Source organism: Ancylobacter sp. (assembly GCF_965279025.1).
In the GTDB taxonomy this organism is placed as follows: domain Bacteria; phylum Pseudomonadota; class Alphaproteobacteria; order Rhizobiales; family Xanthobacteraceae; genus Ancylobacter.
In genome coordinates this window covers 2,542,323-2,565,706 of the sequence record NZ_OZ257132.1, presented here as the reverse complement: position 1 = coordinate 2,565,706, position 23,384 = coordinate 2,542,323, and the positions used below count along the sequence as shown (strand labels likewise).

The 23,384-nt window shown below is 68.5% G+C and carries 23 protein-coding genes; 11 read left to right on the top strand and 12 right to left on the bottom strand.

Going from position 1 to position 23,384, the window contains the following annotated elements:
• The first annotated feature begins 2 nt into the window (after positions 1-2).
• A complete protein-coding gene (locus ACQY76_RS11785) occupies positions 3-1,517 on the top strand; it encodes an ABC transporter substrate-binding protein (protein WP_428028928.1) in 1,515 nt (504 codons plus the stop codon).
• Between the two features lie 65 nt (positions 1,518-1,582).
• Here ACQY76_RS11785 and arsH read toward each other — a convergent pair whose 3' ends face one another.
• From arsH to htpG, 5 genes are all read right to left on the bottom strand, one after another.
• Complete coding sequence (gene arsH / locus ACQY76_RS11780) at positions 1,583-2,332, bottom strand: arsenical resistance protein ArsH (RefSeq protein ID WP_428028927.1); 750 nt, start codon at positions 2,330-2,332, stop codon at positions 1,583-1,585.
• A 134-nt stretch (positions 2,333-2,466) separates the two neighbouring features.
• The gene (gene arsB / locus ACQY76_RS11775) at positions 2,467-3,555 is read right to left on the bottom strand and encodes an ACR3 family arsenite efflux transporter (RefSeq protein WP_428028926.1); all 1,089 of its coding nucleotides are present in this window, start codon (positions 3,553-3,555) and stop codon (positions 2,467-2,469) included.
• A 17-nt stretch (positions 3,556-3,572) separates the two neighbouring features.
• Positions 3,573-4,010, bottom strand: coding sequence for an arsenate reductase (glutaredoxin) (gene arsC, locus ACQY76_RS11770; RefSeq protein WP_428028925.1), 438 nt, complete (start codon positions 4,008-4,010; stop codon positions 3,573-3,575).
• On the bottom strand, positions 4,000-4,359 hold the full coding sequence (locus tag ACQY76_RS11765; protein ID WP_428028924.1) for an ArsR/SmtB family transcription factor: 360 nt from the start codon (positions 4,357-4,359) through the stop codon (positions 4,000-4,002). Before ACQY76_RS11765 ends, arsC begins: the two co-directional genes overlap by 11 nt.
• 192 nt (positions 4,360-4,551) lie before the next feature.
• Entirely contained in the window at positions 4,552-6,444 is a 1,893-nt protein-coding gene (gene htpG / locus ACQY76_RS11760; protein ID WP_428028923.1) for a molecular chaperone HtpG, read from the bottom strand.
• Positions 6,445-6,602: 158 nt separating this feature from the next.
• Here htpG and ACQY76_RS11755 point away from each other — a divergent pair, with 158 nt between their 5' ends.
• Complete coding sequence (locus tag ACQY76_RS11755; protein ID WP_428028922.1) at positions 6,603-8,270, top strand: alpha-amylase family protein; 1,668 nt, start codon at positions 6,603-6,605, stop codon at positions 8,268-8,270.
• Here ACQY76_RS11755 and ACQY76_RS11750 read toward each other — a convergent pair.
• Positions 8,267-9,865, bottom strand: coding sequence for an alpha-amylase family glycosyl hydrolase (locus ACQY76_RS11750; protein WP_428028921.1), 1,599 nt, complete (start codon positions 9,863-9,865; stop codon positions 8,267-8,269). The two genes, ACQY76_RS11755 and ACQY76_RS11750, sit on opposite strands and share 4 nt — an antisense overlap.
• 27 nt (positions 9,866-9,892) lie before the next feature.
• On the bottom strand, positions 9,893-10,879 hold the full coding sequence (locus tag ACQY76_RS11745) for a TIGR03885 family FMN-dependent LLM class oxidoreductase (RefSeq protein ID WP_428028920.1): 987 nt from the start codon (positions 10,877-10,879) through the stop codon (positions 9,893-9,895).
• A gap of 230 nt (positions 10,880-11,109) precedes the next feature.
• Here ACQY76_RS11745 and ACQY76_RS11740 point away from each other — a divergent pair, with 230 nt between their 5' ends.
• The gene (locus tag ACQY76_RS11740; RefSeq protein ID WP_428028919.1) at positions 11,110-11,331 is read left to right on the top strand and encodes a cysteine rich repeat-containing protein; all 222 of its coding nucleotides are present in this window, start codon (positions 11,110-11,112) and stop codon (positions 11,329-11,331) included.
• A gap of 124 nt (positions 11,332-11,455) precedes the next feature.
• Entirely contained in the window at positions 11,456-11,869 is a 414-nt protein-coding gene (locus ACQY76_RS11735; RefSeq protein ID WP_428028918.1) for a hypothetical protein, read from the top strand.
• Here ACQY76_RS11735 and ACQY76_RS11730 read toward each other — a convergent pair.
• The gene (locus ACQY76_RS11730) at positions 11,866-12,108 is read right to left on the bottom strand and encodes a BrnA antitoxin family protein (protein WP_428028917.1); all 243 of its coding nucleotides are present in this window, start codon (positions 12,106-12,108) and stop codon (positions 11,866-11,868) included. The genes ACQY76_RS11735 and ACQY76_RS11730 overlap by 4 nt on opposite strands.
• A gap of 269 nt (positions 12,109-12,377) precedes the next feature.
• Here ACQY76_RS11730 and osmF point away from each other — a divergent pair, with 269 nt between their 5' ends.
• The 4 genes from osmF to ACQY76_RS11710 are packed head-to-tail and all read left to right on the top strand — an operon-like array spanning position 12,378 to position 16,232.
• Complete coding sequence (gene osmF / locus ACQY76_RS11725; protein WP_428028916.1) at positions 12,378-13,319, top strand: glycine betaine ABC transporter substrate-binding protein OsmF; 942 nt, start codon at positions 12,378-12,380, stop codon at positions 13,317-13,319.
• 23 nt (positions 13,320-13,342) lie between these two features.
• The gene (locus ACQY76_RS11720; protein WP_428028915.1) at positions 13,343-14,545 is read left to right on the top strand and encodes an ABC transporter permease; all 1,203 of its coding nucleotides are present in this window, start codon (positions 13,343-13,345) and stop codon (positions 14,543-14,545) included.
• Positions 14,542-15,474 (top strand): ABC transporter ATP-binding protein, encoded by a 933-nt coding sequence (locus tag ACQY76_RS11715; RefSeq protein WP_428028914.1) that lies wholly within the window; start codon positions 14,542-14,544, stop codon positions 15,472-15,474. The genes ACQY76_RS11720 and ACQY76_RS11715 overlap by 4 nt, the downstream gene beginning before the upstream one ends.
• On the top strand, positions 15,471-16,232 hold the full coding sequence (locus tag ACQY76_RS11710) for an ABC transporter permease (RefSeq protein WP_428028913.1): 762 nt from the start codon (positions 15,471-15,473) through the stop codon (positions 16,230-16,232). Before ACQY76_RS11715 ends, ACQY76_RS11710 begins: the two co-directional genes overlap by 4 nt.
• A 6-nt stretch (positions 16,233-16,238) precedes the next feature.
• On the opposite strand, the gene ACQY76_RS11705 is transcribed toward ACQY76_RS11710, so the two are convergent.
• Together ACQY76_RS11705 and ACQY76_RS11700 are read right to left on the bottom strand one after the other, a co-directional pair.
• Positions 16,239-17,648 (bottom strand): FAD-containing oxidoreductase, encoded by a 1,410-nt coding sequence (locus ACQY76_RS11705; protein WP_428028912.1) that lies wholly within the window; start codon positions 17,646-17,648, stop codon positions 16,239-16,241.
• Positions 17,648-18,106, bottom strand: a complete 459-nt coding sequence (locus ACQY76_RS11700) for a DUF4126 family protein (RefSeq protein WP_428028911.1) — start codon at positions 18,104-18,106, stop codon at positions 17,648-17,650. The genes ACQY76_RS11705 and ACQY76_RS11700 overlap by 1 nt, the downstream gene beginning before the upstream one ends.
• 191 nt (positions 18,107-18,297) lie before the next feature.
• Here ACQY76_RS11700 and ACQY76_RS11695 point away from each other — a divergent pair, with 191 nt between their 5' ends.
• Genes ACQY76_RS11695 through ACQY76_RS11685 form a run of 3 tightly spaced genes read left to right on the top strand, consistent with a single transcriptional unit; the run spans position 18,298 to position 20,731 of the window.
• Positions 18,298-19,425: an acyl-CoA dehydrogenase family protein gene (locus ACQY76_RS11695; protein WP_428028910.1), complete on the top strand. Its 1,128-nt coding sequence runs from the start codon at positions 18,298-18,300 to the stop codon at positions 19,423-19,425.
• Positions 19,426-19,454: 29 nt separating this feature from the next.
• Positions 19,455-20,159: a PIG-L deacetylase family protein gene (locus ACQY76_RS11690; protein WP_428032995.1), complete on the top strand. Its 705-nt coding sequence runs from the start codon at positions 19,455-19,457 to the stop codon at positions 20,157-20,159.
• Positions 20,156-20,731: a class I SAM-dependent DNA methyltransferase gene (locus ACQY76_RS11685; protein ID WP_428028909.1), complete on the top strand. Its 576-nt coding sequence runs from the start codon at positions 20,156-20,158 to the stop codon at positions 20,729-20,731. Before ACQY76_RS11690 ends, ACQY76_RS11685 begins: the two co-directional genes overlap by 4 nt.
• Here ACQY76_RS11685 and ACQY76_RS11680 read toward each other — a convergent pair.
• The gene (locus ACQY76_RS11680) at positions 20,621-21,871 is read right to left on the bottom strand and encodes a glycosyltransferase (protein WP_428028908.1); all 1,251 of its coding nucleotides are present in this window, start codon (positions 21,869-21,871) and stop codon (positions 20,621-20,623) included. The two genes, ACQY76_RS11685 and ACQY76_RS11680, sit on opposite strands and share 111 nt — an antisense overlap.
• A gap of 95 nt (positions 21,872-21,966) precedes the next feature.
• On the bottom strand, positions 21,967-23,286 hold the full coding sequence (locus ACQY76_RS11675; protein ID WP_428028907.1) for an MFS transporter: 1,320 nt from the start codon (positions 23,284-23,286) through the stop codon (positions 21,967-21,969).
• Between the last annotated feature and the right edge of the window lie 98 nt (positions 23,287-23,384).

Genomic DNA, 23,384 nt, shown 5'->3' with positions numbered 1-23,384 from the left:
ACATGAGACCCGCATTCAGGAAATCCCGCCTCGCGGCCTTTGCCGCGCTTCTTTCGCTCTCCACCAGCTACGCCCACGCCGCCGGCGTGCTGACCATCGCGCGCAACGAGGATTCGACCACCTTCGACCCCATCAAGTCGGCGCAGAATGTCGACAACTGGGTGTTCTCCAACGTGTTCGACGTGCTGGTGCGCGTCGATGCCAGCGGCACCAAGCTGGTGCCCGGCCTCGCCGAAAGCTGGACCGTCTCCGATGACGGGCTGACCTATACGTTCAAGCTGCGCGACGCGAAGTTCTCCGACGGCGCCCCGGTCACCGCCGAGGACGCCGCCTTCTCGCTGACCCGCATCCGCGACGACAAGGGCTCGCTCTGGTCCGACAGCTTCAAGATCATCGACACCGCGACCGCCGCCGATCCGAAGACGCTGGTGGTGAAGCTCAAGAGCAAGTCGGTGCCGTTCCTCTCCATGATGGCGCTGCCCAACGCCTCGGTGCTGCCGAAGAAGCTGGTCGAGGGCGCCGCCGCCGACAGCTTCGCCGAAAAGCCGGTCGGCTCGGGCGCGTTCAGCCTGGTGGAGTGGCGCCGCGGCGACCGCGTGGTGCTGAAGAAGAACCCGAATTACTGGGACGCCGGCAAGGTGAGCCTCGACGGCGTGGAATGGCTGGTCATTCCCGACGACAACACCCGCATGCTGAAGATCCAGGCCGGCGAGGTGGATGCCGCCATCACTGTGCCGTTCTCGCGCGTCGCCGAGCTGAAGACCAATGCCGATCTCACCGTCATCAGCGACCCCTCGACCCGCGAGGACCACATGCTGATCAACCATGAGCACGGCCCGCTGGCCAAGAAGGAGGTCCGCGAGGCGCTGGACATGGCCATCGACAAGAAGGCGATCGTCGAGGCCGCCACCTTCGGGCTGGGCGAGATCGCCTATTCCTACGTGCCGAAGGGCTCGCTCTACCACTACGCCGACAATCTCCAGCGCCCCTACGACCCGGAAAAGGCCAAGAAGATGCTGGCGGATGCCGGCGCCTCCGGCCTGACGCTGAACTACATCGTCAATGCCGGCAAGGAGACCGACGAGCAGATCGCCGTCCTCGTCCAGCAGCAGCTCTCCAAGGCGGGCGTCACGGTGAACCTGCAGAAGGTGGACCCGAGCCAGAGCTGGGACATGCTGGTGAACGGCGACTACGATATTTCGGTGATGTACTGGACCAACGACATTCTCGACCCGGACCAGAAGACCACCTTCGTGCTCGGCCACGACACCAACATGAACTACATGACCCGCTACAAGAGCGACGAGGTCAAGGCGCTGGTGGAAGCCGCGCGTCTGGAGACCGACCCGGTCAAGCGCGAGGCGATGTATGTCACGCTGCAGAAGCTGGCGAAGGGCGACGTGAACTGGATCGACCTTTATTACAGCCCCTATATCAACGTCACCCGCAAGAACATCGAGAACTTCCACCAGAACCCGCTGGGCCGTTTCTTCCTTGAGGAGACGGTGAAGAACTGACGCGCAGGCCGCAGCGGAGCGGGACGGTCACCGTCCTGTTCCGCCGCGGCGGCGGGTGCCGGCCTTCAGGCAATGCCGGAGGGTCCCGCCATCGCAATGGTCGACAGGTCGGCCGCTGCCGCCGCTGCCGTGAGGGAGGTCTCGCGGCGCTCGCTGTAGCGGCTGGTGAAGTAGTCCCGGCGGTCGCGGGTGAGCAACGTGAACTTCATCAGTTCCTCCATCACGTCGACCACGCGGTCGTAATAGGGCGACGGCTTCATCCGCCCAGCTTCATTGAATTCCTCGAATGCCTTGGCGACCGAGGACTGGTTGGGGATGGTGATCATCCGCATCCAGCGGCCGAGCACGCGCAGCGTGTTGACGGCATTGAAGGATTGCGAGCCGCCCGAGACCTGCATCACCGCCAGCGTGCGCCCCTGGGTTGGGCGGATGCCGCGATATTCCAGCGGCAGCCAGTCGATCTGGCTCTTGAACACGCCTGTTATGGTGCCGTGCCGCTCCGGGCTGCACCAGACCTGCCCTTCCGACCATTCCGACAGGGTGCGCAGTTCCCGTACCTTGGGATGGTCGGCCGGCGCGGCGTCAGGCATCGGCAGGCCTCCGGGATCGAAGATGCGGGTTTCCGCGCCCATGGCGGTGAGCAGCCGCGCCGCCTCCTCGGTCAGCAGCCGGCTATAGGAGCGCTCACGCAGCGAGCCGTAGAGCAGCAGGATGCGCGGCGGGTGTGTCATCGGCGCGGCCGGCGCCAGCTTGCCGACATCCGGCCGGTCGAAATGGGCGAGGTCGAGCGCGTCGGTGAAATCGTCTGTGGTCATCGGGAAACCTCGTATCGGGCGGGGCGCGACAGGAAGGCGGCGAGCCAGAAGCCGGCGGCGTAGCCAGTCATGACGGCCGATCAAGGGCTATTTCGGCAACCATCGACATAGCGGCCCGCGCATCGCTTGTTGCCTCATGTGCCGGCGCTGCCGGGCGCCGTCGCCGGGAACCACCATCGGCCGAGCCGCAGGGCGACGTGCACCAGCAGGACCAGCACCGGCACCTCGACCAGCGGCCCGATGACGGCGGCAAAGGCGACCGGTGAGGCCAGCCCGAAGGCGGCAATCGCCACTGCGATCGCCAGCTCGAAATTATTGCCGGCGGCGGTGAAGGCGATGGCCGTGGTGCGCGGGTAATCCGCCTCGATCAGCTTGCCCATGGCGAAGCTGATGAGGAACTGGACGATGAAGTAGATGGTCAGCGGGATGGCGATGATCACCGCGTCCATCGGCAGGCGCACCAGATCGCCGCCCTTCAGGCTGAACATGGCGACGATGGTGAACAAGAGCGCGCCCAGCGTGATCGGGCTGATCCTCGGCAGGAACACGTTGGCGTACCAGTCCGGCCCCTTGCGCGCGATCAGCAGCCGGCGGGTGAGGAAGCCGGCCAGGAAGGGAATGCCGAGATAGATCAGCACCGCCTCGGTGATGGTCCAGAAGCCCACATCGACGACGCTGCCCTCCAGCCCGAACAAAGGCGGCAGCACGGTGAGGAACAGCCAGGCATAGGTGGAGAAGAACAGGATCTGGAAGATCGAGTTGAACGCTACCAGCCCGGCGACATACTGGTTGTCGCCCTTGGCGAGCTGGTTCCACACGAGGACCATGGCGATGCAGCGCGCCAGCCCGATCAGGATCAGCCCGGTCATGTATTCCGGGTAATCGCGCAAGAAGATCACGGCCAGCGCGAACATCAGCGTCGGGCCGATCAGCCAGTTCTGCACCAGCGAGAGCACCAGCACGCGCTTGTCGGCGAACACGAGGTGCAGTTCCTCGTACCGCACCTTGGCGAGCGGCGGGTACATCATCAGGATCAGGCCGATGGCGATCGGGATGTTGGTGGAGCCGACCGCCATGGTGTTCAGCGCCTCCGGCAGGCCGGTGAACACCGTGCCGAGGACCACCCCCAGCGCCATCGCCGCGAAGATCCATACGGTGAGGTAGCGGTCGAGAAAGGACAGCCGCGCGGCCGGCCGGGGCGAGCTCGCCAGGGTCTGGGACATGGGGGTGCGGTTCTCGTTCAGGCGGCGCGGTGGCCGTGAGCGTCGATGACGAGTTCGCCGTCTTCCTTGCGGAATTCGCCGCGCTGCGGGGCGTCGAGCAGATCCAGCACGGCCTCCGACGGCCGGCAGAGCTTGACGCCACGCGCGGTGACGACGATCGGGCGGTTGATGAGGATGGGATGCGCCATCATCGCGTCCAGCAGGGCCTCGTCGCTGAGCGAGGGGTCGCCGAGGCCGAGTCCGGCATAGGGCGTGCCCTTCTCGCGCAGCACGGCGCGCACCGGCACACCCATGCGGGCGATGAGCGACACCAGTTCCTCGCGGGCCGGCGGGGTCTTCAGATACTCGATCACGGTCGGCTCAAGGCCGGCGTTGCGAACCAGCCCCAGCACGTTGCGCGAGGTGCCGCAGGCCGGATTGTGGAAGATGGTGACAGCGCTCGCCTCAGACGACATCGCAAGGCTCCTCGGCCGGGCAGCAGGGCTGGAGATCGGCGATCAGCGGGGCGCAGATGTCGGGCTTGCCGCCGCAGCAATCCTTGAGGATGAAGGACGCAAGATCGCCCACGGCGCCAAGCCGCGCGCGGTAGATGATCAGCCGGCTCTGGCGCTCGGCCGCGATCAGCCCGGCGCGGGCGAGAATGCCGAGATGGGTGGAGAGGGTATTGTGCGGCACGTCGAGCCGCCGGGCCACCTCGCCCGCCGGCAGGCCTTCCGGCTCATGCGCGACGAGCAGGCGGAAGACGTCGAGACGTGTCGCCTGCGCGAGCGCGGCGAAGGCTGCGAGAGCTTGATCTGTGTCCATATGTCGACGATATCCGACATATGGACACAGATCAAGCCGCCCTAGCGAGGATACCCCTGCCCGCTCCAGCCGGCGATGCCGGCCTCAACGCGCATGTCCTCCCGCCCGGCGCGCCGCCAGGGACTGCCGGACGAGAGGTTCGGAGAGGGAGTGCGCAGACCCGGCGCACGACTTCTCTGCGGGAAGCCCGCGCTACGACCCGCCGAGGCCGCGCAGCATCAGCCGGGAGAGCCTTTCGGAGAACGCCTTCGCGTCCGTCGGCTTCTCGCCGTCGAGCACGCGGGCGGTGTCGAGCAGCAAATGCGCGACATCCTCCCGCGCGGCCTCGTCCGTGTCCGCCGCGAGGCGGGCGATGAGGGCGTGGCGCGGGTTCACTTCAAGGATCGGCCTGGCGGCACTGTCGAGCCGGCCGGCAGCGGCCAGCATGCGCTCGAACTGCCGGTCCGGCCCGCTCTCGGCGGCGACGAGGCACACCGCGCTGTCGGTGAGGCGATCCGAGGCACGGACATCGCCGACCTGCTCTCCGAGCGTCGCCTTGATCGCGGCGAGGAAGGCCGTCACCTCCTCGCCGGCTTCAGCCGCGGGCGCGGCCGCGCTGTCGAGCAGCGGGATCAGGCCGAGATCGGCGGCGCCCTGCGTCACCGACTTGAACGGCTTGCCCTCATAGTCGAGCCCGCTCGCCGCCCAGAACGCATCCACGGGATCGGACAGCAGCAGAACCTCGATGCCTCGCGCGCGGAAACCTTCGAGATGCGGCGAGGCGGCGATGCGCGCCGCGTCGTCGCCGACAATGGTGTAGATCGCCGTCTGGTTCTCCCTCAGCCCCGCGACATAGTCCTTGAGGCTGCGCGTGCCCTCGCCCGACGCCGTGGTCTTGAAGCGCGCAAGGCCCAGCAACTGTTCGCGGCGCTCGAAGTCCTCATAGAGGCCTTCCTTGATGACGGCGCCGAAATTCTCCCACACCTTGCCGAAGGCTTCGGCGTCCTGATCCGCCAACTTCGTGAGTTCGGAAACGATGCGATTGGTGACGCCCTTCTTGATCGCGCCCAGCAGCGGGCTGTCCTGGATCATTTCGCGCGAGACGTTGAGCGGCAGGTCGGCGCTGTCCACCACGCCGCGCACGAAGCGCAGATAGCGCGGCAGCAGCTCGGCGTCGTCGGTGATGAAGACGCGCTTCACATAGAGCTTGATGCGGCCCTTGCGGTCGGCGTCAAACAGGTCGAACGGCCGCGCGCCGGGGATGAACGCCAGCGCCGTGTATTCGAAGCGCCCCTCGGCGCGGAAGTGCACGGTGAGGGCCGGCTCGTCATACTGCCCCGCAACGCTGCGGTAGAAATCGGTGTAGTCCTGCGGGCTTATGTCGGATTTCGGCTTGGTCCACAGCGCCCCGCCGTCGGAGAGCGACGCCGCTTCCGCGCCGGGCTTCTCGACGAAATGGATCGGGACCGGCACATGGCCGGACTGCTCCTTGACGATGCGCTCCAGCGTCCAGCGCTCGGCATAGGACTTCGCCTCCTCGGTGAGGTGCAGCACGACGCGGGTGCCGCGCGCGGGCGCCGCCTCCAGCGGGACCGGGGAGACCGTGAACGCGCCCTTGCCATCGGAGGACCAGAGCCAGGCTTCGTCGCTGCCGGCGCGGCGGCTGGTCACCTCGACCTGCGAGGCGACCATGAAGGCGGAATAGAAGCCGACGCCGAACTGGCCGATGAGCTGCGCGCCCTCCTTGCCCTCGGCCGTGGCGATGCGGTCCATGAAGCCGCGCGTGCCGGAGCGGGCGATGGTGCCGAGCGCCTCGATCATCTCGTCCCGGCTCATGCCGATGCCATTATCGGCGATGGCGAGCGTTTTGGCGTCCGGGTCGGCGGAAATCGTGATGGCGAGCGCCGCGTCGCCGCCCAGCAGCGCCGGCTCGGCGATCGCCTCATAGCGGAGCTTCTCGCAGGCATCGGCGGCATTGGAGACCAGTTCCCGCAGGAACACGTCGCGGTCGGAATAGACCGAATGCACCATCATGTGCAGCAGGCGGGAAACATCGGCCTCGAAGGGGCGGTTCTCGGTGGTCGGTGTCGTCGGCGTCTCTGTCATGGCGTCACGTCGCTGGCAGGTGAAAACCGGCTGACAGATGGGCGAAAAGCGCTGTCGATACAAGAGCGGGGGGATCGCCGACGACGCCGGAGTGCGCCCCGGAGGAACGCTTGGCAGGCGCAAAGCGTTGCGCCCGGGGATGCAACGGGAGCGCGCGCGTGATCACCGACCTCTGGTACAAGAACGCCATCGTCTATTGCCTGTCCGTCGAAGGCTTCATGGATTCGAACGGCGACGGTGTCGGCGACTTCCGGGGCCTGATGCGCCGCCTGGACTACCTGCACGGGCTCGGGGTCACCGCCATCTGGCTGATGCCGTTCCAGGTCTCGCCGGGGCGGGACGACGGCTATGACGTCGCCGATTATTACGGCGTGGATTCGCGCTACGGCACGCTTGGCGACTTCGTCGAATTCACCCACGCCGCCAAGCAGCGCGGCATGCGCGTGCTGATCGATCTCGTGGTGAACCACACCTCGAACCAGCACCCCTGGTTCAAATCCGCCCGCTCCGACCCGAAATCCCCCTATCGCGACTGGTATGTCTGGTCGAAGTCCAAGCCGAAGAACGCCAATGAAGGCATGGTGTTTCCCGGCGTGCAGAAGACTACCTGGACCTATGACAAGGTGGCGAAGGAATATTACTTCCACCGCTTCTACGACTTCCAGCCCGACCTCAACACCGCCAACCCGGACGTGCAGGCGGAAATCCTGCGCATCATGGGGTTCTGGCTGCAGCTGGGCGTTTCCGGCTTCCGCATGGACGCGGTGCCGTTCGTCATCGCCGAGAAGGGTGCCGATATCGACGGCGCCCCGACCGAGCACTTCAACATGCTGCGCACCTTCCGCGAATTCCTGCAGTGGCGGAAAGGTGACGCCATCATCCTGGCGGAAGCCAACATCCTGCCGGAAGACGACATGAAGTATTTCGGCGCCGACGGCGACCGGATGCACATGATGTTCAATTTCCAGGTGAACCAGTCGCTGTTCTATGCGCTGGCCGGCGCCGACATGAAGCCGCTGGTGAAGGCGCTCAACGCCACGCGGCCGGAATATGCGACGGCGCAATGGGGCCTGTTCCTGCGCAACCATGACGAACTCGACCTGGGACGCCTCACGCCGGCGCAGCGCCAGAGCGTGTTCGACGCCTTCGGGCCGGACAAGTCGATGCAGCTCTATGATCGCGGCATTCGCCGCCGGCTCGCGCCGATGCTGAAGGGCGACCGCCGCATGATGGAACTGGCCTACAGCCTGATGCTGTCGCTGCCCGGCACGCCCGTGCTGCGCTATGGCGACGAGATCGGCATGGGCGACGACCTCGGCCTTCCCGAGCGCTACTGCGCGCGCACGCCGATGCAGTGGTCGAACGAGGACCAGGGCGGCTTCAGCGCGGCGGACGAGACGTATCTCCCCGTGATCTCCGAAGGCGCGTTCGGCTTTCCCGAGGTCAATGTCGCCGACCAGCGGCGCGATCCGCAGTCCTTCCTCAACTGGATGGAACGCATGATCCGCACGCGGCAGGAGACGCAGGAAATCGGCTGGGGCGATTTCGAGGTCGTTGATGTCGGCAACGATGCGGTGCTGTGCCTGCGCTATGAATGGCGCAACAATGTCGCGGTGTTCCTGCACAATTTCCAGGGCGAGGGCATGAGCGTGCGCTTCAAGCTCACCCCGCCCGAGGGCGAGCCTAACCGCCTCGTCAACCTGCTTTCGGACAATCACAGCGATGCCGACGCCAAGGGCCGGCACGCCATCACGCTCGAGCCCTATGGCTATCGCTGGTTCCGCATGGGCGGGCTCGACTACGCCTTCCGCCGCTCCGAACGCTAGGACGTTGCTCTCAGCGCGACGATGATGCCCTCATTGGGGCGCAGCGAGATGCAGGCGTCCACCTCCTCGGCCCGGTCATGCGCGCTCGACAGCAGAACGCGCCCCTTGGTGCCGGCAGGCAAAGCGATGGCCTCATGCGCCGCCTCGGCGAGGTTGAGCGCCACCAGCACGCATTCCTCCGCGCTCTCGCGCAGGAACACCAACACATCCCGGTGCGCCGTGATCTCGCGATAGGTGCCGGCGTGCAGCACCGGGTGGGCACGCCGCAGGGCGATCAGCTTCCGGTAGAGCGCCAGCAGCGAGGCCGGGTCGTCCATCTGGGCGGCGACGTTGCGGCGTGCATAGTCGGTGGCCAGCGGCAGCCAGGGCCGGCCATTGGTGAAGCCGGCATTGGGCGTGTCGTCCCACTGCATCGGCGTGCGCTGCGGGTCGCGGCCGAGGCCGAGTCCCGGCTCGTTTCTCTCCCACGGATCATGGGCGTCCTCGGTGGCGATCGGCACGTTCTCCATGCCGATCTCGTCGCCATAATACATGGTCGGCGTGCCGCGCAGGGTGAGCAGCAGCATGGCGGCGACGCGGGCGCGCCGGGCGCCGATGCGCGAGGCGATGCGCGGCTGGTCGTGATTGCCCAGCACCCAGTTCGGCCAGCCGCCCGCCGGCAGCGCCGCGTCATATTCGGCGATGAGCCGGGCGAGCTGCGGCGCGCTCCAGCTCGCATGGATAAGCTGAAAATTGAACGGCAGATGGGCGCCGTCGAGATTGTCGCCGTAATAGGTGACCAGACGGTCGATCGGCAGGTAGATCTCGCCGATCAGCACCCTGTCCTCATATTCGTCGATAACCGCGCGCAGCTCGGCGATGATCGAGTGCACGTCCGGCTGGTCGGTCGAGCGGGTCTGCAGGAAGCGGCGGATGTCGGGGTCGCCCGGGCCATATTCCGGGTTGGGCGGGTTGTCGCGAAAATCCGCGTCCTTCATCAGGTGCCAGATCACGTCGACGCGGAAGCCGTCGACACCGCGCGCCATCCAGAAGCGCAGCACGTCGTGCATCGCCGCGCGCACCTCAGGATTACGCCAGTTGAGGTCCGGCTGCTCGCTGAGGAAGGCATGGTAATAATATTGCCCGGTCGGCGCGTCATAGGTCCATGCCGGCCCGCCGAAATTGCTGACCCAATTATTCGGCGGCCCGCCATCCGGCGCCGGATCACGCCAGATGTACCAGTCGCGCTTCGGGTTCTCGCGGGAGGCGCGGCTCTCGGCGAACCAGCGGTGCCGGGCCGAGCTGTGATTGGGCACGAAGTCGAGCACGACCTTGAGGCCGCGCCCATGCGCTTCCGCCACCAGGCGGTCAAAGGCGGGGAGATCGCCGAAAATCGGATCGATGCCGCAATAATCCGCCACGTCATAGCCGAAATCGGCCATGGGCGAGGGAAAGATCGGCGATATCCAGACCGCGTCGATACCGAGCGTGACGAGATAATCGAGGCGGGCGCGAATGCCGTCGAGGTCGCCAATGCCGTCGCCATTCGTGTCCTGAAAGGAGCGGGGATAGATCTGATAGAAAATCCCGCGTTGCCACCAACGTACCTCAGCCATATGCGCCTCCGGGGTTTGTGGTCGGGCCTAGGCCAGGAGCTGGGGAAGCACCCGCGCACCGAACGCGTCGATAAAGGCGCGTTGGTTGAGCCCGACATTGTGAAGGTAGATGTCGCCGAAGCCGAGTTCGGCGAAGGCGGCCAGGTGCGCCGCCTGCCGCTCGAGGTCGTTCGAGATGAGGATGCTGTCCTCAAGGTCCTCCGCCCGCACATGGCGCGTGGCGGCGTCGAATTGTTCGGGCAGTTTCAATTCGGCGGCGACGGAGGAGGTGAGCGTGTTGAAGCGCCACTGGTCAAGCGCGTTGGCGCGCGCCTCGTCCAGGCTGTCGGCATGGGAAACATGGACCTGCAGGGCCAGCTTCTTGCCCTCCCCGCCGCCCTCGCGAAACGCGTCGATGATCGCCCGCAGCCGCTCCATGGGCTGGTTGATCGTGACGAGCCCATCCGCCCATTGCCCCGCGCGCCGGGCGGTTTCAGGCGTCAGCGCCGCCGCGATGAACAAAGGCGGCACTGCCGGCCGTGTGTAGAGGCGGGCCTCCTCGACATCGATCAGCCCGCCACGCCGGCTCACCGTCTCACCGGCAAACAAAGCGCGCATGATCTCGACCGATTCCATCAGCCGCGCGTCGCGCTCCGCCTTGGCCGGCCAGCGCTTGCCGGTCACCCGCTCGTTCAGCGCTTCGCCGGAGCCCAGCGCCATCCAGAACCGCTCGGGAAACATTTCCGCCAGCGTCGCGGCGGCCTGCGCGATAATCGCGGGATGGTAGCGCCGGCCGATGGGGGTGGTGACCACGCCGAAGGGCAGCGACGTTGTCGCCAGCGCCGCGCCCAGCCAGCTCCAGGCGAAGCCGGAATGCGGCTGGCGTTCGCTCCACGGGGCGAAATGGTCGGAGCACATGGCGCAGGAGAACCCGGCCTCGCCGGCGGCACGCACGCAGTCCAGCAACTCACTGGGCGCGAACTGCTCGTGCGAGGCGTGATAGCCGAGGCGAAGGGGGACGGGTCGGTCGGGCATGGGGCGTCGTCACATCCGGGTCGGGGCGTCGCAAAGGCGCGAACGCACACGCCGGAGGTGAACGCCGGGAGGCGCCAAGTGTTTCCTCGCCCATCGCAATCACCGGATTCGGGGCACGCCCCCACTTGCTCCATCGCGGCGCCAGTGCAAATGCCGCCAATCTTCGACATCGAACGGACAGGTTCGCGCGCCTATACACGGGGCTCCATCACCGGAAGAGGAGAGCCCACATGCGTGCCGTCATTATGGGATTTTCGATGCTCGCGGCGCTTGCGGGCGCCAGCGTCGCCCAGGCGCAGGAGAGCGACATGGCCAAGTACTGCAAGGCCGACATCGAGCGGCTCTGCTCCGGCGTTCAGCCCGGCGGCGGGCGGATCGTCAAGTGCCTCAAGGCGAACTCGAAGTCGATGTCTGTCGGCTGCGCACAGGCGATGCAGAAAATGAAGGGCTGACGCCCTTTCCATCGAGGCCCGCCCGCTTCACCCCGGGCGGGCCTCCACGTTCCGATGCCGCCCTGCCGCCCAACTGGCCTGCGACCTGTCCCCGTGCGAAGACGATGCGCTCACGGAGAACGCGATGGCGGTGCGAGCCGTTCTGGCAATCCCGGCCTTGATGCTGGCCCTGGTGACCGCCGCACCGGCGGAGGATGGCTGCTGCGACCCCGCCGGGCCGTTCCGGCCGGGAGAGGCCTATCCCGAGACGCTGGCGACCTGCGAAACGCTGGGCCACTGGGCGGACCGGGCACCCCAGACCAATGACCGCATCACGTTGGGCATCGAGGGGACGGTCACCGGCGTCCATACGGACGGCGTGATGGCCTATCTCCTGATGTGCGCGCCCGAACAGGTGCAGGTGATGTGCGTCACCTACAGCGCCAATGATCTGGCGCGCGGCGATGTCGTGGTGTTCGGCGGCGGCTACAGCCGGGTCGATGCGAATCACGTCGCGCTGGACCCCTGCCTCGCATCGGCGCGCGAAGGCGAGCGCTAGAGCCCGGCGGCCTTGCGCAATGCCGCGTTCATGCGGTCCTGCCAGCCCGGCCCGCCTTCCTGGAAGTGCTCGACCACGTCCCTGTCGAGCCGAAGCGACACGAGTTCCCGCGCATTCGGCAGCGAGGGTGCCTTCGCGGCAGGCAGTTGCGGCGCAGGCGCGGCGGTCGCGCTCTTGAAGGCAGCTTCCGCCATGTCGCGGGCGGAGCCTAGGGTGCGGCGGGTGGGTGTGGTTGCCATGATGTCCTCGAATCGTCCGTACCATAGCGCGGCACAGGCCGCTCCCGCCAGACGCTGCGTCGCCGCCTTGCGCGGGTGATGGCGAGGGCTGGAACGATCCGGCGCGGCGTGCAACCCGTGGACGCAGGGGCTTGCCGTCAGGACCGCGAGGGCGCGAGAGGGCCGCTCGCCGCAAATGCCGCTTTTCATATGCGCCGGATGTTGGAACAATCCCGCCCGCCGCCTGCTTCTGTCGGCAGCTGTCGACACCGCCAACGCCGGGAGAACCCATGATCAAAGCCATCAGCCGGCGTCGCCTGCTGGGTTCCATCGCCACCGCCGCGCTCCTGCCGGGCGTTGCGCTCCTGACAAGCGTCAGCGCCCGTGCCGCCAAGAGCGTGGTGGTCAGCTCCAAGATCGATACCGAGGGGGCGGTGCTCGGCAACATCGTGGCGCGGGTGCTGGAGCATGCCGGCATTCCGGTGACGCGCCGGCTGCAGCTCGGCCCGACCAAGATCGTGCGCACGGCGCTGCTGGCCGGCGAGATCGACATCTACCCCGAATATACCGGCAATGCCGGGTTCTTCTTCAACATGGCGGACAACCCGCTGTGGAAGAACGCCGGCGAGGCCTATGCGAAGGCGAAGGAGCTCGACGCCGCCAACGGGCTCGTCTGGCTGGCCCCGGCGCCGGCCGACAACACCTGGGGCATCGCCGTACGCGGCGACGTGGCAAAGCGCGAGAAGCTGGCGACGCTGGAGGATTTTGCGCGCTGGGCAGCAAGTGGCGACGTGAAGCTCGCCGCCTCGGCCGAGTTCGTCGAGAGCGCGGCGGCGCTGCCGGCCTTCCAGAGCGCCTATGGCTTCACGCTGTCCGGCAACCAGCTCCTGGTGCTGTCGGGCGGCGACACCGCCGCCACCATCAAGGCGGCGGCGGAGGGCACCTCCGGGGTCAATGCCGCCATGGTATACGGCACCGACGGCGCCATCGCCGCGCTGGACCTCACGGTGATGGAAGACACCAAGCATGTGCAGCCGGTGTACCAGCCGGCGCCGGTGATCCGCAAAGCGGTGCTCGACGCCTATCCGCAGATCGCCGGCCTGCTCGCCCCGGCCTTTGCCGGGCTTACCCTGCAGACGCTGCAGCAGCTCAACGCGCAGGTGCAGCTCGAGGGCCTCGACGCCGGCTCGGTCGCCGAAGCCTATCTGCGCGCGCAAGGCCTGCTCGGGTGAGGGCAGCGGGGGCGGAGGCTGTCGTGGCGGGGGCTGCCGCGCGCGGCACGCCCGCACGCAGCCGGGCCGCCCCTTCGCGGGATGGCCTGCCGCTGCTGCTGGTCGCCATCGCTCTCACGGCAGTCACCCTCGGCGGCTTCATCGTGGTGGCGCCGAACCGGCTGGTCTCGGGCACGCCGCTCAACCTGTGGAACGCGGCGGGCGCGCCCGCCATGGCCGCCCTGCTGGCCCCGCTGGCGCTGGTCGCGGGGCTCGCCTTGCTGCGGGATTTTCCGCTGCGCCGGATGCTGACCGGGCTCGCCGCCGGGGGCCTCCTCATTGTGGCGCTGGCGCTGGCCGGCCATGCAGCGTCCGAACATGCGGCCGCTGCCGGCCGGCTGACGCGGGTATCGCTCGGTGCCGGCTTCTGGACATTGCTGGCCGTCGGGTTTCTCATTCTGGCCGACGCCGTCGGGCGGGAGCGCAGCCTCATCGGCAAGACGATCCCCCTCATGGCAACGGGCCTCGGCCTTGCCGGTCTGCTCGCGAGCGGGGCGCTGACGCCGCTGTCGCTGGCGCGGGAATATGAGGTGCGCCAGCAGGCCTATCTCGACGAGCTTGTCCGCCATCTCGTGCTGACGGGCGCCGGCCTCATCATCGCTCTCGCCGTCGGCGGCGCGCTCGGGCTCATGGCCTATCGCCGGCCCCGGCGGGCGGGATCGGTGTTCGCCGTGCTGGACATCGTGCAGACGATCCCCTCGCTCGCGCTGTTCGCCATTCTCATCGGGCCGCTGACCGCACTGACGGCATTTTGGCCGACCTTGCGCGAGATCGGCATTTCCGGCATCGGGCCGTTTCCGGCGATACTGGCGCTGGGGCTCTACGGCCTGCTGCCGGTGGCGCGGGGGGTGCATGCCGGCCTGTCCGCCGTGCCGGCGGCCGTTGTGGAGGCGGCGCGCGGCATGGGCCTGACGGAATCGCAGATCGTGCGGCACACGCTGGTGCCGCTGGCGCTGCCCACCCTGTTCCAGACGCTGAGGGTGACGCTGGTCCAGCTCATCGGCCTCGCCGTGCTGGCGGCGCTGATCGGCGCCGGCGGGCTCGGCACCTTCATCTTCCAGGGGCTGGGCCAGACGGCGGCGGACCTCGTGCTGCTCGGTGCGCTCTCCGCCATCGCCCTCGCCCTGCTCGCCGACATCGCGCTGCGGGCCGCGTCGCTGCTGCTGTTCCGGAGGCCGGCGCGGTGATCGTGTTCGACGAGGTGCACAAGAGCTTCGGCGGCATGAAGGCGGTGGATGGCGTGAGCCTCAGCGTCGAGCGCGGCACGATATGCGCGCTGGTCGGCACGTCCGGCTCCGGTAAATCGACGCTGCTGCGGCTGGTCAACCGGCTGCTCGACCCGGATGCAGGGCGCATCCTGCTCGATGGCGCCGATATCGCCAGCATCGCCCCGGTCGAACTGCGCCGGCGCATGGGCTACGTCATCCAGTCCATCGGCTTGTTTCCGCATTGGACGGTGGAGCGCAATGTCGCCACCGTGCCGCGCCTGCTCGGCTGGCCGCAGGCGCGCACGGCGGCGCGGGTGGCCGAGTTGCTCGACCTTGTCGGCCTGTCGCCGGACCTGCATGCGCGGCGCTACCCGGACGAACTCTCCGGCGGCCAGCAGCAGCGCGTCGGGGTGGCGCGGGCATTGGCGGCCGATCCGGAACTGCTGTTGATGGACGAGCCGTTCGGCGCGGTGGACCCGCCCACGCGCCGCAGCCTTCAGGAAAGCCTCGTCGCCATCCAGAAGCGCACCGGCACGACGATCCTGCTCGTCACCCACGATGTCGAGGAAGCCATCCGGCTCGGCACCACGCTGGCGGTGCTCGACCATGGCCGCCTGATCCAGACCGGGACGCCGGCTGCGGTTCTGGCCCAGCCCGCCAATGAGCAGATCGCGCGGTTCTTCGGTGGCTCGCTGCTGGGCCTGCACCTGCTGCAGGCGCTCAGCGTCGGCGACCGCGCCAACTTCGCCGGTCCGCCGACCGCAGACGGCGCCCCCATACAGGCCGACGCGACGCTGGAGGCGGCGCTGGCCCGCATGATCACCGAGGGGCGCTCGCGCCTGCCGGTGGTCGACGCGGCGGATGGCCGGCGCGGCGTGCTGGAGCTTGCGGAACTGGTCGGGCTATGACCGCCAGGCGGCTGTTCCCGGCGGGTTCCTCGCTCGTCCGTCGCCCGCTGTTCTGGGTGGGCGGGGCGTTCCTGCTGCTCACCTTCGCCATGGACAGGATCGCGCCGCATCTCGGCTTGCTCTTTCCGCCCGGCACGCGGCTCGTCTACACCCGGGCGAGCTTTCCCGAGCTGGTCGCCTCGCATGCCATGTTGACCGGGGTGGCGAGCCTTGCCGCCATCGCCATCGGCCTTTCCGCCGCCATCTTCGCGACGCGGCCGGCGGGGCGCGATTATGCGGCGACGCTGGAAATGCTCTCCGCCGTCGCGCAGACCTTTCCCCCGGTCGCGGTGCTTGCGCTCGCCGTGCCGAGCCTCGGCTATGGCGCGCTGCCGACGGTGTTCGCGCTGATGCTCTATGGCGTGTTCCCGGTGATGGGGGCGTCGCTCGCGGGGGTGGGGAGCGTGCCGGCCTCGGTGCTGGAGGCGGCGGACGGCGCCGGCTTCACCGCCGGCGGGCGGCTGTTGCGGATCGAGCTCCCGCTTGCCGCGCCGATCATCCTTGCCGGCGTCCGCACCTCGGTGACCATCGGCATCGGCACCGCCACCATCGGCTCGACGGTCGGCGCGCTCACCCTCGGCTCGCCGATCATCGACGGCCTGTCGGGCGACAACCCGGCCTTCGTGCTGCAGGGCACGGTGCTGGTGGCGCTGTTCGCCGTCACCGTCGATCTCGCCTTCGGCGAGGGCGAGCGGGCGCTGCTGCGGCGGCGCGGGTGACGCGCCTCACTGCGCCGGCGTCATCTCCGCCAGCAAGGTGGGAATGAGTTCGGAAACGGTGGGATGGATCGGCACGGCGCGCTGGAACACCGTGTAGGGCACATTGGCATTCATGATGTCGAGCAGGCCGTGGATCGCCTCGTCGCCGCCGGTGCCGAGGATGGCGGCGCCGAGGATGCGCTTGGTTTGCGCATCGACCACTGCCTTCATGAAGCCCTGCGTCTCGCCCTTCTCCACCGCCCGCCCGACGCGCGTCATCGGCCGGAAACCGACCAGCAACGGGCGGCCGGTGGCGCGGGCCTGCGTTTCCGTCAGGCCGACCCGGCCGAGCGGCGGGTCGGTGTAGAGCGCGTAGCCGGCAATGCGCTCGCTCACCTTCCAGTCCTGCCCGTCCAGCAGATTGGCGGCGACGATCTCGAAATCATTATAGGCGGTATGGGTGAAGGCACCCCGCCCGTTGCAATCGCCCAGGGCATAGACGCCGGGCACGCCGGTCTCGAGATGGTCGTCGACGGTAATGTAGCCGCGCGCATCGGTGGCGATGCCGGCGGCGGCCAGCCCGAGATCGTCGGTGTTTGGCCGGCGGCCGATGGCGAGCAGCACATGCGAGCCGACGACTTGCGGCGCCCCTTCCATGCAGCCGACCCGCACCGCCACGCCCGATCCTTCACGGGCGAAGCTGAGGCATTCGGCACCGGTGCGCACCTCGACGCCCTCGGCTTCGAGAATGGCGCGAATGGCGTCGGAAACGTCCTCGTCCTCGCGCGCGATCAGGCGCGGGCCTTTCTCGATGACGGTGACGCGGGCGCCGAAGCGCCGGAACATCTGCGCGAATTCGAGCCCGATATAGGAGCCGCCGATCACCACCAGATGCTCGGGCAGCGTGGCGAGTTCCACCATGGCGCTGTTGGTGAGGTAAGGCACGTCACTGAGGCCGGGCATGTCGGGCACTGTGGCGCGGCCACCGACATTGATGAAGATGAGCGGCGCGGTGAGCGCCTCGCCGCCGACCTCCAGCGTGTGCGGGCCGGTGAAGCGGGCGTGGCCGCGCAGCACGGTGCAGCCCTCCATGCCGCCGAGCCAGCTCTCGATTCCCGCGCGCCCGTCCTGGATGATCTTCTCGGCGCGGGCCTGCACGGTCGTCATGTCGATGCCGGGCGCGCCGTTCAGCACCACGCCATATTCCGCGGCGCGCTGCGCCATGCGGGCGGCATAGGCGCTGGCCACCAGCGTCTTGGTGGGCTTGCAGCCGGTGTTCACGCAGGTGCCGCCGAAATGCAGGCGCTCGATGACCGCCACGCGCTTGCCGGCGCCGACCAGGCGGCCGGCCATGGAGGGGCCGGCCTGTCCCGCGCCGATGATGATGGCATCGAAGGAGCGGACGGCGGAGGATTGCGCGTCGACGGCCCCACCCATCAGGGCACCAGCACGATGAGCAGGGCGCCGGCAATGGCGACCACGTCCTCGATCAGCGCGGCGGGGAGATCACGGCCGAACGAGGCGGCGAGACGCCCGCGCGCCCAGCGCCCGCCCAGCGTGCCGATGACGGCACCGATGGCGCCGAGCACCGCCCCGGCAAGGAGCACACCGCCGGCCGCGCCGAGGCAGGCACCGCACAGCACGCCGCTGACGATGCGGGCGCCGAACTGCATCGGCACGGTGCGGCTCGGTGTCGAGGGAAGCTGGTCGGTCACCAGTTCGACCAAGGCGAGGACGGTGAATATCCATGGCGTCCAGGCGTACCCCATGAAGGCCAGCGGCGACGCGGAAAGGTCTATCCAGCCGAGATGGGCGGCCCAGGCGACGGCGGCCGGCGCCGTCATGGCGCGCAGGCCGGCAACAACACCGATCAGCAAGGCGAGAAGGTAGAGCATGGCAATCCCCGATTGACGGTTCGACAGGAGGGAACGCGGCGTAGCCGAAAGAATGACTCGCTTTCGCAACCGCGTCTTGTCGATTTGCCGCGCTCGCATGGTTTTCCGCGAGGTCTCGGGGCGGCGCCCAAGCCGTGCATCCGGAACTTTGGCCGGCCCCCTCCATTGTCCCGGGTCAAGAGGGACCCACAATGCTCGATGTCGACAGCCGGCGCCTGTTTACCCCTTCCTTCCGGCGGGAACTGGGCGCCATCGCCGCCCGCGCCGCCGCGCTGGATGAGGATGGCAGCTTCCCCACCGAGGACGTCGCACGGCTGGCCGCCGCCGGCACCCTCGCCGCGCCCTTCGCCCGCCCGGCAGACAGCGGGGTGGCGCCCTCCTGCGACGATCTCATGGAGAGCCTGCGGGCGATCGGCCATGCCAGCCTGCCGCTCGGGCGGCTTTTCGAAGGCCACGTCAATGCCGCCGCGCTGATCCGGCGCTATGGCACGCTTCCCCAGCGCGAAAGCGCGTGGCGGCAGGCGTGCGAGGGAGCGCTGTTCGGCATCTGGAACACCGAAGGCACGAACGGCGTGCGCCTCATCCGCCGGGGCGACCGGCTCGAATTGGCGGGGGCCAAGATCTTCGCCTCAGGTGCCGGCCATGTCGCGTGCCCGCTCATCACGGCGCGCGACGAGGCGGGCGATCTCTTCATCGTGCTGCCGCGACTGGATGAATCCCCGCGTGCCGACCTCTCGGCGTGGCAGGCGCATGGCATGCGGGCCTCGGCCAGTGGCACGTTCAGCTTCGACGGGTTGCGGGTCGAGCCGGAGGATATCATCGGAGGTGCAGGTGACTATCACCGCCAGCCGCATTTCTCGGCCGGCGCTTGGCGCTTCTGCGCCGTGCAGCTGGGCGGCATCGAGCGGCTGGTGGAGGAGGCGCGCAGCTTTCTTCGCCGCCTGAAACGCGAGGACGACCCGCACCAGCGTGCCCGCATGGGCGAGGCGCTGATCGCCGCGCAGACGGCGTCGCTGTGGGTGGAGCGCGCCGCGCGCCTCGCGGAAGACGAGGAGACGCAGGAAAGCACGCAAGCGGCGGAGGCGGCTATCGCTTATGTCAACCTCGCGCGGTCCGCGGTCGAGCGTTGCGGGCTCGACGTGCTGGAGCATGTGCAGCGCTCTATCGGGCTCGCCGCCTTCCAGCGCACCAACCCCATCGAGAAGCTCAGCCGCGACCTCGCCACCTATCTGCGCCAGCCCGCGCCGGATCGTGCGCTGTGCGAGGGCGCGGCCTATGGGCTGCGGCAGGACGCGCCGCTGCGCGAGCTGTGGCGGTGAGCCAGAGCGTGGAAGACGCCGTGCGCGCCATGGCGACGCTGCCAGTGGTGGAGCCCGGCGGCTTCGTCCGTCGGCGCCTCGTGGTCGTCGCGCCGCATCCCGACGATGAAAGCCTCGGCTGCGGCGGGCTGATTGCCGCGTGCCGGGCGGCCGGCGTGCCGGTGTCGATCGTCGTGGTCAGCGACGGGGCCGGCTCCCACCCGCATTCGGTTCTCTACGCCGCGCCGCGCCTGGCGGAACTGCGCCGCGCGGAGGCGCTGGAGGCGGCCCGCCGCCTCTCCGTTGCGCCGCAAGACGTCCACTTCCTCGACCTGCCGGACCGCTTCGTGCCGGTGGATGGCCCTGATGCCGAGCGGGCCTCCGCGTGGCTGGCAGCGCTTTGTACCAGTGCGGACGTCGTGGCGGTGAGCTGGCGGCACGACCCGCATACCGACCACAAGGCGAGCTTCGCCTTGGCGCAGGCGGCGTTACGTGAGGTGGCGGGCGCGGCGCTGTGGGAATATCCGATCTGGGGCCTCACCTTGCCGCCGCCCACCATACTGGAGGGGCCGCCGGTTGCCGGCGTGCGGGTGCGGGTCGACGGATTTCGGGACGCCAAGAGGCACGCCGTCGCCGCCCATGCCTCGCAGACCACCGGGCTGATCGCCGACGATCCCGGGGGATTCCGGCTGACCCCCGAGGTGCTTTCCCTGTTCGATACGCCGTTCGAGACCTATCTAGGGCCCGCCACATGAGCACCACCCTGCCGCCGAGCTATTTCGAGGATCTCTATGCGCGCTCGCCCGATCCCTGGGCGTTCGAGACCAGCCCCTATGAAGACGCCAAATATGCCGCGACGCTCGCGGCGCTCCCCTCGCCGCGCTGTGCCACCGCGCTGGAGATCGGGTGCTCGATCGGCGTGCTCACAGCCCGTCTGGCGCCGCGCTGCGAGCAGCTGGTGGCGATGGAGCCGGCCGCCCGTGCGCTCGACCAGGCGCGGGAGCGCTGCCGCGACCTGCCGCAGGTGACTTTCATCCAGGGGCAGGCGCCGGGCGACTGGCCGGAGGGAACATTCGACCTCATCCTGCTGTCGGAGGTGATCTATTATCTCAGCCCGCCGGATGTGCGCGCCCTCGCGGCGCGGGTCTCCGGCTCGCTGCAGCCGGGCGGGCAGGTGGAACTGGTGCACTGGGTGCGCGAGACGGATTATCCGCTGTCAGGCGACGAGGCTTGCGAGCTGTTCATCGCGGCGCTCGGCGGCAGCTTCCGGCTGCTGGTTCAGCAACGCACGCAGGATTACCGGCTCGATCTTCTCGCCATGGGCTGAGGCCTGTTCGAGGGCCGCACGCAGGCGCCGCGCTACAAGCAGGTGATGCTCCATCCCGGCGGGGCGAAGCAATTGGGGGACGAGCAGCGGACTGGCGGCCAGCGCCGTCGCCCACACCGCCCCGAAGCGCTGTCGTGCCCCATTCCCGAGCGCGCCGCTCGCCAGCCCGAGGCGGTGCTCCCACTCGTCCGCGTCGAAGTCGTCGGCGAACGCGCGGCGCAACCGGCCGCGCAGGGTCATGCGGCGCAGCGCAGCGGGCAACGCCTCCAGCCTCTCGTCGCCGGGCATCTCTTCGCGTGCGCTACGCTCGCGCAGCGTGCTGGCACAGCCGCCCTGCGCGCGGCCGTCCAGCCGGGCCGAGGTGGTGACGACGATGGCGGGGTCGTGACGAATGGACACGTCATGGCGGGCGAGAGCGCCCGCCAGCGCCCGGTCCTCGCCCGCCGCCACCGCCGGCAATCCGCCGATACGGCGATAAGCGTCGAGGGTTACCGCGAAGCTCGCGCCGGATTCGGTCCAGTGATTGGGCCACGGATCGTCGGGCAGCGGATCGAGCAGCGCGGAAAGCGCGGCCAGCACCTCCTCATAGGCGCTCTCCACCCGGCGACGGCGCCGCAAATGCGGCGGCCATCCCAGTTCCTCATGCGCCTCGAAGGCGAAGCGGCCGGCGACCGCCCCGCAGGCGCCCGACAGGCCGGACAGGTTCCGCCCGACCCAGTCGTGCCCCACGCGCGTATCGGCGTCGGTGGTGAGCAGCACGCCCGGACCGCCGGCGCGCTCGGACCATAGCGCGGCAACATCCAGCGCCAGCCCGCGCGCAAACCCGGCATTGGCCGCGAGCGGCGGCAGGTCGAGCGGCAGGACGAGGTGGGGAATGCCCGCCGCGCCCAGCATCTGCCGCGCCCTGGGCGCCGTGGCATCGCGGCAATTATTGGCGAGCAGCACGACGCCGAAGCCGGCTTCCCCGGCCAGGGCGGATCCGCCACGCTGGCGGATCAAGGCGGACAGGCAGGGCGCGATCCGCTCCTCCTCGTCGCGCGCGGGTATGGTTACCACCACGCGCGGCGAGGGCCCCGCCGGTTTTTCATGGGCGAAAAGCTGGCGGGCAAGATCAAGACGGAGAGCGGCGTGTGCGGACATTGAGGACCCCTGCGGCAGAGCCCGAACGTCCGAGTCCGCCGCGCAGTTCCCCAGGAACGCGAATCACGGCGCCCGCCGGCCGACGGATCGCAGTGCTAGCCGGCGGCGGCCAGTTCCAGCCGGCGGTCGAGGCGCAGCGCCACCAGCGTGCAGATGGCGCCCGAGAGCAGATAGGCGCCCGAGGCAATGAGGCCGAAATGGCTGGACAGCAGCAGCGCCGCCAGCGGCGCGAAGCCGGCGCCGAACAGCCAGGCGAGGTCATTGGTCAACGCCGAGGCGGTGTAGCGATATTTCCGCGAAAAATGCGTCGCCACCACGCCGGAGGACTGGCCGAAGGAGATGCCCAGCAGGGTGAAGGCCAGCACCATGAACACCGCCTCGCCAACCACGCCGCCCGCCAGCAGCTGCGGGGCGAAACCGCTGAACACGGCGATGGCCACCGCCGACCCGCCCAGCAGCGCCCGCCGGCCCACGCGGTCGGCGATGGCGCCGGAGGCCAGCACGGCGGCGAGGCCGCAAAACGCCGCCAGCGCCTCGATCAGCAGGAAGCGGGTCGGCCGTTCCGAGGTGAACAGGAACACCCAGGACAGCGGAAACACCGTGACCATGTGGAACAGCGCGAAGGTCGCCAGCGGGGCAAACGCGCCGATAAGGATGTTGCGGCCCTCCACCCGCACGGTGTCGGACACCTTCTGCGGTTCGAGGTCGCCGCTCTCGAACAGCTTGGCATATTGCGGCGTCACCGCCATGCGCAGCCGGGCGAACAGCGCCACCACATTGATGGCGAAGGCGACGAAGAACGGGTAGCGCCAGCCCCAATCATAGAAGTCGGCCGCCGAGAGATTGCCGAGGAAAAAGGCGAACAGCGCGCTGGCGATGATGAGGCCGATGGGTGCGCCAAGCTGTGGCAACATCGCGTACCAGCCACGCCGGCCCTCCGGCGCGTTGATGGCGAGCAGCGGCGCCAGCCCGTCCCAGGTGCCGCCCCAGGCGACGCCCTGGCCGATGCGGAACACCGCAAGCAGCCAGATCACCGCCGCGCCGATCGTGTCGTAGGACGGCAGGAAGGCGATGGCGACGGTCGAGGTTCCCAGCAGGAACAGCGCCGCCGCCAGTTTGACGCCCCGCCCGTGATGGCGGTCGATCGCCATGAACAGCGTCGTGCCGAAGGGACGGGCGATGAAGGCCAGCGCAAAGACCGCGAACGAATAGAGCGTGCCCGTCAGCGGATCGACGAAGGGGAAGACCAGCTTCGGGAACACCACCACCGAGGCGATGGCATAGACGAAGAAATCGAAAAACTCCGAGGCGCGCCCGATGACGACACCGACAGCTATCTCTCCCGGGTCGACATCACCGCGATGGGCGTGGATGTCCCGGGCGTCCTGTTCGATCTGGGTGACGGGTGCGGCCATAGTCCTTACCAAAACTGGAAAAGATATAGACTTTAATCTTTCGGTCTATCTGCGCTTTCGGTTTCGCACGGCACGTCTAACATCGTTCTATGTTCGCC

Excerpts from the sequence above, each read along its gene's own strand:
- ACQY76_RS11685 (WP_428028909.1), top strand. The coding sequence starts at position 20,156 with ATGAGCACCACCCTGCCGCCGAGCTATTTCGAGGATCTCTATGCGCGC.
- ACQY76_RS11680 (WP_428028908.1), bottom strand. The coding sequence starts at position 21,871 with ATGTCCGCACACGCCGCTCTCCGTCTTGATCTTGCCCGCCAGCTTTTC.
- ACQY76_RS11740 (WP_428028919.1), top strand. The coding sequence starts at position 11,110 with ATGCGTGCCGTCATTATGGGATTTTCGATGCTCGCGGCGCTTGCGGGC.
- ACQY76_RS11695 (WP_428028910.1), top strand. The coding sequence starts at position 18,298 with ATGCTCGATGTCGACAGCCGGCGCCTGTTTACCCCTTCCTTCCGGCGG.
- ACQY76_RS11785 (WP_428028928.1), top strand. The coding sequence starts at position 3 with ATGAGACCCGCATTCAGGAAATCCCGCCTCGCGGCCTTTGCCGCGCTT.
- ACQY76_RS11705 (WP_428028912.1), bottom strand. The coding sequence starts at position 17,648 with ATGGGTGGGGCCGTCGACGCGCAATCCTCCGCCGTCCGCTCCTTCGAT.
- ACQY76_RS11690 (WP_428032995.1), top strand. The coding sequence starts at position 19,455 with ATGGCGACGCTGCCAGTGGTGGAGCCCGGCGGCTTCGTCCGTCGGCGC.
- arsB (WP_428028926.1), bottom strand. The coding sequence starts at position 3,555 with ATGTCCCAGACCCTGGCGAGCTCGCCCCGGCCGGCCGCGCGGCTGTCC.
- osmF (WP_428028916.1), top strand. The coding sequence starts at position 12,378 with ATGATCAAAGCCATCAGCCGGCGTCGCCTGCTGGGTTCCATCGCCACC.
- arsH (WP_428028927.1), bottom strand. The coding sequence starts at position 2,332 with ATGACCACAGACGATTTCACCGACGCGCTCGACCTCGCCCATTTCGAC.
- ACQY76_RS11735 (WP_428028918.1), top strand. The coding sequence starts at position 11,456 with ATGGCGGTGCGAGCCGTTCTGGCAATCCCGGCCTTGATGCTGGCCCTG.
- arsC (WP_428028925.1), bottom strand. The coding sequence starts at position 4,010 with ATGTCGTCTGAGGCGAGCGCTGTCACCATCTTCCACAATCCGGCCTGC.
- ACQY76_RS11750 (WP_428028921.1), bottom strand. The coding sequence starts at position 9,865 with ATGGCTGAGGTACGTTGGTGGCAACGCGGGATTTTCTATCAGATCTAT.
- ACQY76_RS11765 (WP_428028924.1), bottom strand. The coding sequence starts at position 4,359 with ATGGACACAGATCAAGCTCTCGCAGCCTTCGCCGCGCTCGCGCAGGCG.
- ACQY76_RS11730 (WP_428028917.1), bottom strand. The coding sequence starts at position 12,108 with ATGGCAACCACACCCACCCGCCGCACCCTAGGCTCCGCCCGCGACATG.
- htpG (WP_428028923.1), bottom strand. The coding sequence starts at position 6,444 with ATGACAGAGACGCCGACGACACCGACCACCGAGAACCGCCCCTTCGAG.
- ACQY76_RS11675 (WP_428028907.1), bottom strand. The coding sequence starts at position 23,286 with ATGGCCGCACCCGTCACCCAGATCGAACAGGACGCCCGGGACATCCAC.
- ACQY76_RS11700 (WP_428028911.1), bottom strand. The coding sequence starts at position 18,106 with ATGCTCTACCTTCTCGCCTTGCTGATCGGTGTTGTTGCCGGCCTGCGC.
- ACQY76_RS11710 (WP_428028913.1), top strand. The coding sequence starts at position 15,471 with ATGACCGCCAGGCGGCTGTTCCCGGCGGGTTCCTCGCTCGTCCGTCGC.
- ACQY76_RS11745 (WP_428028920.1), bottom strand. The coding sequence starts at position 10,879 with ATGCCCGACCGACCCGTCCCCCTTCGCCTCGGCTATCACGCCTCGCAC.